Consider the following 8,730-nt stretch of genomic DNA (forward strand, 5'->3'; position numbering starts at 1 on the left):
GCGCCCCCGGGAGACATGGGTGGCGTCCCCGGGTGGTCGTGAAGATTTATCACGCCTTTACGGGTGATCCACTGGGGTCACTGTGGCGCACACCACAAGGAGAACCGGACAAACAGCGCAAGAATCCACAAACCATACCGATGCGGTAATCGGATCGTTATGCGGATTTGAGCGTCCGCTGAGCGAACAGGAGGAAAACAGCCGCCCCCGGCCACCCGGGGCGGCCGTTCAGGCCATCAGGGTCTCGACGAGCGTCTCCTGGAGTCCGCCGAGCCAGAGGTAGGCCATCACCATCGGCTTGCGCGGGTCCTCGTCCGGCAGCCGGTACAGCTCCCCGTTCTCGTCCTCGTCGCCGACCTCGAGGCGGGTCCCGATGGTCAGCCGCAGGTCGTTGAGGGCGCCCAGCCAGCGCCGGGAGTCGTCCTCGGACAGCTTGAGGACCGCGCCGCCGTCGCCCTGCGGGGTGAGCGCGTCCAGGGTGCGCACCACCGCGAGCGCGTCCTCGCGCTTGCGGGCGCGCAGGTCGTTCTCGGTGAAGCGGCGGAACTCGGCGGCCGAGGCCCGCAGTTCGTCGCTCTCGCCGCTGTCGTACGCGTCGGGGAAGAGCCGGGCCAGCGCCGGGTCGGCGGGCGGCTCGCTGGGCCCCTCGGCGAAGAGCGCGGCCAGCGGGTCCTCGCCCTCCATCGGCTGGTCACCGGGGCCGATCAGCTCCAGGAGCTGGACGGACAGGGAGCGCAGGATGGCGATCTCGACCTCGTCGAGCGCGACGGCCGCGCCGCCGCCGGGCAGCGCCTCGAAGTAGCCGGCCATCAGCCGCGGTCCTGGGTGAGGGTGGCCCACAGCCCGTAGCCGTGCATCGCCTGCACGTCGCGCTCCATCTCCTCGCGGCTGCCGCTGGAGACCACGGCGCGGCCCTTGTGGTGCACGTCGAGCATCAGCTTGCGGGCCTTGTCCTTGGGATAGCCGAAGTAGCTCTGGAAGACGTACTGGACATAGCTCATGAGGTTGACCGGGTCGTTGTGGACCAGCGTCACCCACGGCACATCGGGTTCGGGGACGGCGAAGGTCTCTTCCGCCGACTCGGGCCGTTCGATCTCTACAGGAGCCACACTCACTTACCCCATGCTGCCACCCGGGGACCGCGGTCGCACAAACGGGCCCTAGAAATCGTCAGTCTGACGCAAAGAGGAGTAGCATCCCGTCCATGAACCCTGCGGACCTTGGGCTGCCGGTCGACGTGCCGTCGACCGCGCTCTTCACGGACCAGTACGAGCTGACGATGCTCCAGGCGGCCCTGCGCGCCGGAACGGCCGACCGGCGGTCGGTCTTCGAGGTCTTCACCCGGCGGCTGCCGGAGGGGCGCCGCTACGGCGTGGTGGGCGGGACCGGACGGGTCCTGGACGCCGTGGAGAACTTCCGCTTCGACCCGGCCGTCCTCGGCTTCCTGCGCGAGCGCGGCATCGTCGACGAGCCGACGCTCCAGTGGCTGGCCTCCTACCGCTTCTCCGGCGACATCTGGGGCTACCCGGAGGGCGAGGTGTACTTCCCGGGCTCGCCGATCCTGCGGGTGGAGGGCTCCTTCGCCGAGTGCGTGCTCCTGGAGACGGTGATCCTCTCCATCCTCAACCACGACTCGGCGATCGCCGCCGCCGCGTCCCGGATGTCGGCGGCCGCGGCGGGCCGCCCGCTGATCGAGATGGGCGCCCGGCGCACCCACGAGCTGGCCGCGGTGGCCTCGGCGCGGGCCGCGTACGTGGGCGGCTTCAGCACCACCTCGGACCTGGCGGCCGGGTTCCGTTACGGCATCCCGACCGTCGGCACCAGTGCGCACGCCTTCACCCTGCTGCACGACAGCGAGCGGGACGCCTTCCGGGCCCAGGTGGACTCACTGGGCCGGGGCACCACGCTCCTGGTGGACACCTACGACGTGGCCGAGGCGGTCCGTACCGCCGTGGACATCGCCGGGCCCGAGCTCGGCGCGGTCCGGATCGACTCCGGGGACCTGCTGCTGGTGGCCCACCGGGTGCGCCAGCAGCTCGACGAGCTGGGCGCCACCAGCACGAAGATCGTGGTCACCTCCGACCTGGACGAGTACGCCATCGCCTCGCTGGCGGCCGCGCCGGTGGACGCGTACGGCGTCGGCACCCAGCTGGTGACCGGCAGCGGGCACCCCACCTGCTCCATGGTCTACAAGCTGGTGGCCCGGGCGCGCGGCGCGGACCCGAAGGCGCCGCTGGAGCCGGTGGCGAAGAAGTCGTCGGGCGGCAAGACGTCGATCGGCGGCCGCAAGTGGGCCGCGCGGCGCACCGACGCGGAGGGGATCGCGGAGGCCGAGGTCGTCGGCACCGGGCCGGTCCCGGCGGAGCTCGCCGACCGCCAGCTGCTGACCGAGCTGGTCAAGGGCGGCGAGGTGGTCGCCCGCGAGCCGCTGGACGCCGCCCGGGAGCGGCACATCGCGGCGCGCGCCGCGCTGCCGATGTCGGCGATCCAGCTGTCGCGGGGGGAGCCGGTCCTGCCCACGGAGTACGTCTGAGGGCCCGCGCGGTGTCCGGGGAGGCCGCCGACACCGCACGTCGGGGCCTTTCCACACCAATTGCCCCCTGCCGCGGCGGGGGCGGAGTCTCTACGCTCGTAGAACAGCTCCCTGACCGAAGGACAGCCGACATGCACCGCGCGTTGATCGTCGTGGACGTTCAGAACGACTTCTGCGAGGGCGGCAGCCTCGCGGTCACGGGCGGCTCCGACGTCGCCGCTGCCATCACCGACCTGATCGGCCAGGCCGCCGGGTCCGTGTACCGCCATGTGGTGGCCACCCGCGACCACCACATCGACCCGGGCCCGCACTTCTCGCCGAAGCCGGACTTCGTGAACTCCTGGCCGGTGCACTGCGTGGCCGGGACCGAGGGCGTGGGCTTCCACCCGAACTTCGCCCCGGCGGTCGCCTGCGGGGCCATAGACGCGGTGTTCGACAAGGGCGCCCACGCGGCCGCGTACAGCGGATTCGAGGGGCGCGACGAGAACGGGGTGTGGCTGGCGAACTGGCTGCGGGACCGGGACGTCACGGAGGTCGACGTGGTCGGGATCGCCACCGACCACTGCGTGCGGGCCACCGCGCTGGACGCGGTGCGGGCCGGGTTCGCGGTTCATGTGCTGCTCGACCTGACCGCGGGGGTCACCGCGGAGACGACTGCTCGTGCTGTCGAGGAGATGCGGGCCGCCGGCGCGGAGCTGTCGGGGAAGCCGGTGGTGTGACCCGGGGGTCGCCTTGTTTTCCGGGTGCGGGCCGGTGGGGGCTGGTCGCGCAGTTCCCCGCGCCCCCTGAAACCCGCTGTCGTCCGCGGGTCGTGGCCGGTTGTTCGCGCAGTTCCCCGCGCCCCTGAAGGGCGGCCCTGCGGGCGCCCCCCTGGGAGCCTCTCTACGGCCGCAGCAGCGCTCGTATCGGGTGCCAGAGTTCCGCGCCCGGGTGCGGGGCCGTGCGCCACAGGAGGCCGTCCGGGTGGTGCAGGACCGCCGTGATCTCGTCCGGCGTCGGCGGCTCCGTGTTGCCGCGCAGATAGACCGCCCGCAGCCCCAGGTTCCGCAGCCGGGTCAGGGCGCGGGCCCGGTTGGCCGCGTGGACCAGGACGCGCACCTTGCGGCCGTCCCCGGCGGGCGACGGCAGCGTGAGCGCGACGACGACGCTGCCGTTCGGCAGCTTGCTGAAACCTCCGCCAGGCATGGCGTACCGCTCCCCCGTGAGACGTCGTGTCAATAAGGACTAGTAGAACGCACCTAAACACGATCGGCCGCCGCCCGCTAGAGGGCGACGGCCGATCATGGTTTGACCTGCGGTTTTACCAACTACTTGGTCGACGGACCAACCTTCACGGTGATCGTCGAGCCGTCCTTGGGCTGCTGGACGATCGAGATCCGGGTGTTGGTGTCAGGAACCTGCACGCTTCCCGTGGGGTTCTCCTTGTACCAGTAGGTACCCCGGTGGTCGTCGAACAGCGGCACGCCGGCCTGCGGGCGGACCGTGGTCGCCACGTCGGCCTTGTGCAGCGTGAGCGCGTTCGTCGGGTAGAAGCTGAAGGTCGCGTCGAACGGCGTGATCTTGTTGCGCATCAGCGTGCCGTCCGCCCACTTCAGCGGCTTGGCGTGGGCGTCGATCGGCAGGATCTGGCCCTGGCCCGGGTGGACCGAGACGTTGTTGTCCTTCTGGGACAGGTCCCACAGCCAGATGAGTAGACCCGGCGTGTACGCGTAGTGCTCGACCCAGGACGGGCGGGACTTGGCGAAGCCGAAGTTGTACGGGCCGACCTTGAGGGTCTCGTCGTACGACACGAACTGGCGGTTCTCCGCGATGTAGTACTGCGGGTAGTCGTTGGTGAACGACTCGCCGATGCGGGAGAAGTTCTTCGACGTCCAGCCGTTGTCGCCGCCCTCGGCGCCGTCGGTGAAGAGGGCCGCGCCGTCGGCGTTCACGGTGATCGCGTCGGCGGTGAAGCCCTTGCCGCCCGCGCCGCCGTCCGTCTGGTAGCGGAAGCGGAGGTCGATCTTCTTGCCCGCGAAGGCGTCCAGGTTGTACGAGAGCTTCTTGTACGCGCCCGACACGTCGGTCAGGGCCGGCTTGTCGCTGGGGTCGCGGCTGATCGGCTTGCCGTCGGCGGTGCCGTCCAGCGCGGTCCAGGTGGCGCCGCCGTCCGTGGAGGCCTCGGCGTACAGGAAGTCGTAGTCCAGCTCGATGTCCCACCAGCCGGACAGGTCCAGGGTGGCCTTGGACTTGCCGGTCAGGTCGACCGGGCGGGTCAGGGTGTTGTTGAGGTTGTCACCCATCCCGCTCCACCACTGCTTGGTGCCCTCGGCGGGCTTCACGATGGTGGTGGTGACGGGCTTCTTCGGCAGCTCGACGACGAGCGCCTGCTTGTCCTTGGTGTTGTACTCCGAGACGCCCAGCTTGGTGGTCGACTTCGTCGCGGCCTTGGCCGTGTCGTAGTTCAGCCAGCCCAGCTGGAGCTTGTCCCAGGCGGTCATGTCGCCCGGCATGTCGCCGATCGAGTCCTTGCCGGTGCCCAGCCAGGAGCCGGCCGACATCAGGGACCAGAAGCCGACCGAGTTCTCGGCCTGGTTGGTGGTGTCGTAGAGGTCCGGCAGACCGAGGTCGTGGCCGTACTCGTGGGCGAAGACGCCGAGGCCGCCGTTCTCCGGCTGCATCGTGTAGTCGCCGACCCAGACGCCGGTGTCGCCGATCTGCGTGCCGCCGGCCTTGTTGTTCGCCGGGCCGGTCTTGCCCGCGTCCGTGCCGTAGGCGTACGAGCGGTGGGCCCACAGGGCGTTCGTGCCCTGGGCGCCGCCGCCGGCCGACTCGTCCTCGCCCGCGTGGACGATCTGGAAGTGGTCGATGTAGCCGTCGGGCTCGTTGAAGTTGCCGTCGTTGTCGAAGTCGTTGCGGTCCCACTGGTCGTACTGCGCCAGCTGGGCCTTGATCTGCTCGGTGGTCTGGCCCTTGGCCTTCTGGTCCGCGGCCCAGGCGTTGACGCCGTCGCGGACCAGGTCCATCACGTTGGAGCAGTTCGTGGCGCCGCAGTAGTTCGAGCCGTAGCGGGCCTCGTTCGCCGGGACGCGGACCCAGTCGGTGACCGTGCCGTCGACCGAGTAGCGGCCCGAGGAGGTCTTCTCGTAGTACGTCTTCAGGGAGTGCTTCTGGGTGCCGTCGGCGTTCTTGCCGGTCCCGAAGTACAGGTCCTGGAAGTGCTCCCGGCTGTAGTCCTTCTGCCAGGCGGTGGAGTTGTCCTTGGTGCGGTCCGGCTGCTTGATGGTGTTGTGCGCCGGGCCGGGGGTGCCGCCGTACTTGACGACCGGGGGCTTGGGGCCGGCGGGGCCGTCCGGGTCGAACATGGTGGTGTTGTCGACCTGGTCGCCGAAGTCCACCAGGATCGTGAAGATCTTGTCGGTCTTCTCGCGCGCGAGCTCGACGTACTTCTTGTCGTCGAGCTGGACGACCTTGGAGGCGCCGCGCTGCTGCACCTTCTTGTCGCCGGCGATGACCTTCTCCAGCGCCGCCTGGCGCTGCTGCTCACGCTGCTTGGTGAACGGGCCCGGGATGTTGTCGGCGTGCTTGCCCGAGACGGTGCCCGGGTCGCGCCGCTCGACGGGGGCCGGGCTCTTGGAGTCGGCCTGGGCGGTGGCGAACGCGGAGCCTATCGCGCCCGTCGTGGCAAGGGCCACGAGTATGGCGGCAGCTCTGACCGCTCGTCTGTTGCTGGTCACTTGATGATGTCCTCCCCCGCGGCCGCAGGCACGGACCGGGGGGTGAGGGGTCTGGTCTCCGGTGCGCGGCACGCGTCTCAAGTGACGACATTGGACCGGAGTTGCCAAAGAAAAGACAGATCTTGACTTGGGTCGGGCAATTACATTATGCAGAGCGGAAGTTCCGGTATCCGAACGCTTCCGATGTGCTACCCAACCAGGACATCAGGTGCGCCTGTCCCACCTGATGGGATGCGGAATGACTCCGTGCGCCCCCTGTGCTCCGGCACCGTGGGTTAGGTCACGCTTACCAACGGTTCCGCAGGGGCAAGCACCGACGTAGAGTCGCTTGACAGTGCGATCCGGTTGCCCGGTCGAGAGACCCGCCCCCATCCGATGCCTGCCCCCGAGGACGGATACCGCCATGCCGCGTCCGACTGCAGCACAGCTCGCCTACGGTTCGGCCACCGTCGTCTTCTCGACCGTGGCCATGATTCTGCTCTCCCAGACCGACTCGGGTCTCGGCGTGGGAGTGATAGTGCTCGCCGCGCTCCTGCTCGGACTGCTGGTCGCCATGACGGTCCCCATGCCGAAGGCGGCGCGCACGGTCCGTACGAACCGCGCCGCCGCCGTCGGCGAGAGCGCCGAGCCCGGGGTGCGTGTACCGGCCGACTCGGTCCGGAGCTGACGCCCCGCACCCCACCGGACCGGCGCCGGGTCAGTGGGCGGTGGACACCACCACCGTCTTGCCGGCCTTGTCGTGCAGGCCCTGTTTGTATGGCTTGTCCGTGAGGATCGTGATGATCAGGACGATCTGCCACAGACACGGACAGCAGAGCAGGGCGGGCAGCCAGAGCACGGCCGTGCGGGCCAGTGCCGCGCTCGTGGTGGGGACGCTGCCGTCGTTGAGCATCGCGACCCGCAGGTTCAGCAGCTTCTTGCCGACCGTCTGACCGTCGCGCTTGAGCATGAGGGTGTCGTACGCGAGGTACGCCACGATGCCGATGAGGTTCCAGGCGAGACCGCTGCCGCTGTACGCACGGCTGATGACGTCCGAGGTGTCCTCGCCGCTTCTGGTCTCGTAGACCCAGCGGTCCGAGGACGCCCACTCCAGCAGACCCAGCGGAATCGCGATCAGCAGGGCGTCGATGATGCGGGCGAGCAGCCGCCGGCCGAAGTCGGCGAGCGGCGGCATCCCGCTGAGCGGGTCGGGGCCGCCGTACTGGCCTCCCCCGCCGTACGGGTCGTACGGCGGCGGGGTGCTGCCGTAGGGCGAGCCGGGGGGCGGTGTGCCGTAGGGGCTTCCGGGGGGAGGGCTTCCGTACGGACCGCCGCCGGGGGGAGGGGCGCCGCTGCCCGGAGGTGGGCCGCCTCCGGGGGGCGGGCCCTGGCTCCAGCCGGGAGGCGTCCCGGAGGGCTCGGACGGCTTCTTGAGGAACGGGTCGTCCTCGGGCGGCTGGCCGGGCGGCGGTTCGTTGCTCATGTCCGCAGTGCATCGCGCGGGCGGGGGGCCCGCAACGGCACGGGGCCCGTTAGGGGGACGGGCCCCGCCCGGCGCGGTGTCAGGTGCCCGCGACGAAGGTGCGGGCCGCCTTGTCGTGCCAGCACTGGCGCCACGGTCGGTCGAACAGGCACCACACGACGTTCACCACGCCGATCACCAGCACCCCGAGGACGCCGTAGACCAGCCAGCGGCGCAGGGCCGCGCCGAAGGCGGGCGGCTCGTGCGACTCGATGTCGCGCACCTGGACCCGCAGCAGCCGCTTGCCCAGGGTGCGGCCCCACTTGGCGGTGGGCAGCGCCTCGTAGAGCAGGCCGAGGAGCAGGAAGGCGCCGAGCACGGCCGCGAGGTATCCGGCCGTGGTGCCGTCGAGCAGATAGACCGTCACCGTCTCGCCGGACAGCTTGGCGGCGTCGATCTTCTCCTGGATGTGGTCGGCGGCCTTGATCCCGAGCGGTACGGCGAGCGCGGCGACGGCGGCGCCGAGCACCGCGGTGTCCACCAGCCGGGCGGCCAGGCGCCGCCCGAGCCCGGCGGGCCGGGCCGCGGTCTGCGCCCGCGCGGCGCGCAGGAACGGGTCCTCCACGGGCGGCTTCCACGGCACCACCGGCTCGCTGGGCCCCGACCGCTCCTCGGGCCGCGCCAGTTGGTGCACCTGCTGCGCCCAGGACGCCGAGCCCCCGCCGGACCCGGTGGTGACGGGCGAGACGGGCGGCGCGGCCTGCTGCTGCGGCGGTACGGGCGCGGGCTGCTGCTGGGGTGCGGGCGCGGGCTGCTGGGGTGCGGGCAGCGCGGCCCGCACGGGCGCCGGCTGTACGGCCTGCGGCTCGCCCCCGCGCGGGTCGGCCGGGCGCGGGTCGCCCCCGAGGCGCGGGTCGGCGGGCCGCTGCTGACCCGGCAGGGGCTGCGCGGGCAGCGACTGCACCGGGACCGGCGCGCCGGACGGGGCCTGGCCACGCCCCTGGCCCGGCGGGACGGGGGCCGGGTCGGCGGGCGCGGGC

General features: G+C 71.0%; 9 protein-coding genes. 3 read left to right on the top strand and 6 right to left on the bottom strand.

Features of this window, described 5'->3' with window-relative positions; all coding sequences use genetic code 11:
• Positions 1–228: 228 nt before the first annotated feature.
• Both ABD236_RS28515 and clpS read right to left on the bottom strand, forming a co-directional pair.
• Positions 229–810, bottom strand: coding sequence for a DUF2017 domain-containing protein (locus ABD236_RS28515; RefSeq protein WP_344078471.1), 582 nt, complete (start codon positions 808–810; stop codon positions 229–231).
• On the bottom strand, positions 810–1,115 hold the full coding sequence (gene clpS / locus ABD236_RS28520) for an ATP-dependent Clp protease adapter ClpS (RefSeq protein WP_067159503.1): 306 nt from the start codon (positions 1,113–1,115) through the stop codon (positions 810–812). The genes ABD236_RS28515 and clpS overlap by 1 nt, the downstream gene beginning before the upstream one ends.
• 89 nt (positions 1,116–1,204) lie before the next feature.
• On the opposite strand from clpS, the gene ABD236_RS28525 reads away from it, so the two are divergent.
• Together ABD236_RS28525 and ABD236_RS28530 are read left to right on the top strand one after the other, a co-directional pair.
• On the top strand, positions 1,205–2,533 hold the full coding sequence (locus ABD236_RS28525) for a nicotinate phosphoribosyltransferase (protein ID WP_344078473.1): 1,329 nt from the start codon (positions 1,205–1,207) through the stop codon (positions 2,531–2,533).
• Between the two features lie 131 nt (positions 2,534–2,664).
• Entirely contained in the window at positions 2,665–3,252 is a 588-nt protein-coding gene (locus tag ABD236_RS28530) for an isochorismatase family protein (protein WP_344078475.1), read from the top strand.
• A gap of 163 nt (positions 3,253–3,415) precedes the next feature.
• On the opposite strand, the gene ABD236_RS28535 is transcribed toward ABD236_RS28530, so the two are convergent.
• Together ABD236_RS28535 and ABD236_RS28540 are read right to left on the bottom strand one after the other, a co-directional pair.
• On the bottom strand, positions 3,416–3,718 hold the full coding sequence (locus ABD236_RS28535) for a hypothetical protein (RefSeq protein ID WP_344078477.1): 303 nt from the start codon (positions 3,716–3,718) through the stop codon (positions 3,416–3,418).
• A gap of 122 nt (positions 3,719–3,840) precedes the next feature.
• Positions 3,841–6,249, bottom strand: coding sequence for an immune inhibitor A domain-containing protein (locus ABD236_RS28540; RefSeq protein WP_344078481.1), 2,409 nt, complete (start codon positions 6,247–6,249; stop codon positions 3,841–3,843).
• A 403-nt stretch (positions 6,250–6,652) separates the two neighbouring features.
• Here ABD236_RS28540 and ABD236_RS28545 point away from each other — a divergent pair, with 403 nt between their 5' ends.
• A complete protein-coding gene (locus tag ABD236_RS28545) occupies positions 6,653–6,916 on the top strand; it encodes a hypothetical protein (protein WP_344078483.1) in 264 nt (87 codons plus the stop codon).
• A gap of 30 nt (positions 6,917–6,946) precedes the next feature.
• Here ABD236_RS28545 and ABD236_RS28550 read toward each other — a convergent pair whose 3' ends face one another.
• Together ABD236_RS28550 and ABD236_RS28555 are read right to left on the bottom strand one after the other, a co-directional pair.
• Complete coding sequence (locus ABD236_RS28550) at positions 6,947–7,711, bottom strand: RDD family protein (RefSeq protein ID WP_344078485.1); 765 nt, start codon at positions 7,709–7,711, stop codon at positions 6,947–6,949.
• A 79-nt stretch (positions 7,712–7,790) separates the two neighbouring features.
• A partial coding sequence (locus tag ABD236_RS28555; protein WP_344078487.1) for an RDD family protein occupies positions 7,791–8,730 on the bottom strand: 940 nt, incomplete at its 5' end.

This window comes from Streptomyces crystallinus, assembly GCF_039521265.1.
GTDB lineage: Bacteria > Actinomycetota > Actinomycetes > Streptomycetales > Streptomycetaceae > Streptomyces > Streptomyces crystallinus.

Excerpts from the sequence above, each read along its gene's own strand:
- ABD236_RS28515 (WP_344078471.1), bottom strand. The coding sequence starts at position 810 with ATGGCCGGCTACTTCGAGGCGCTGCCCGGCGGCGGCGCGGCCGTCGCG.
- ABD236_RS28525 (WP_344078473.1), top strand. The coding sequence starts at position 1,205 with ATGAACCCTGCGGACCTTGGGCTGCCGGTCGACGTGCCGTCGACCGCG.
- ABD236_RS28530 (WP_344078475.1), top strand. The coding sequence starts at position 2,665 with ATGCACCGCGCGTTGATCGTCGTGGACGTTCAGAACGACTTCTGCGAG.
- ABD236_RS28535 (WP_344078477.1), bottom strand. The coding sequence starts at position 3,718 with ATGCCTGGCGGAGGTTTCAGCAAGCTGCCGAACGGCAGCGTCGTCGTC.
- ABD236_RS28545 (WP_344078483.1), top strand. The coding sequence starts at position 6,653 with ATGCCGCGTCCGACTGCAGCACAGCTCGCCTACGGTTCGGCCACCGTC.
- ABD236_RS28550 (WP_344078485.1), bottom strand. The coding sequence starts at position 7,711 with ATGAGCAACGAACCGCCGCCCGGCCAGCCGCCCGAGGACGACCCGTTC.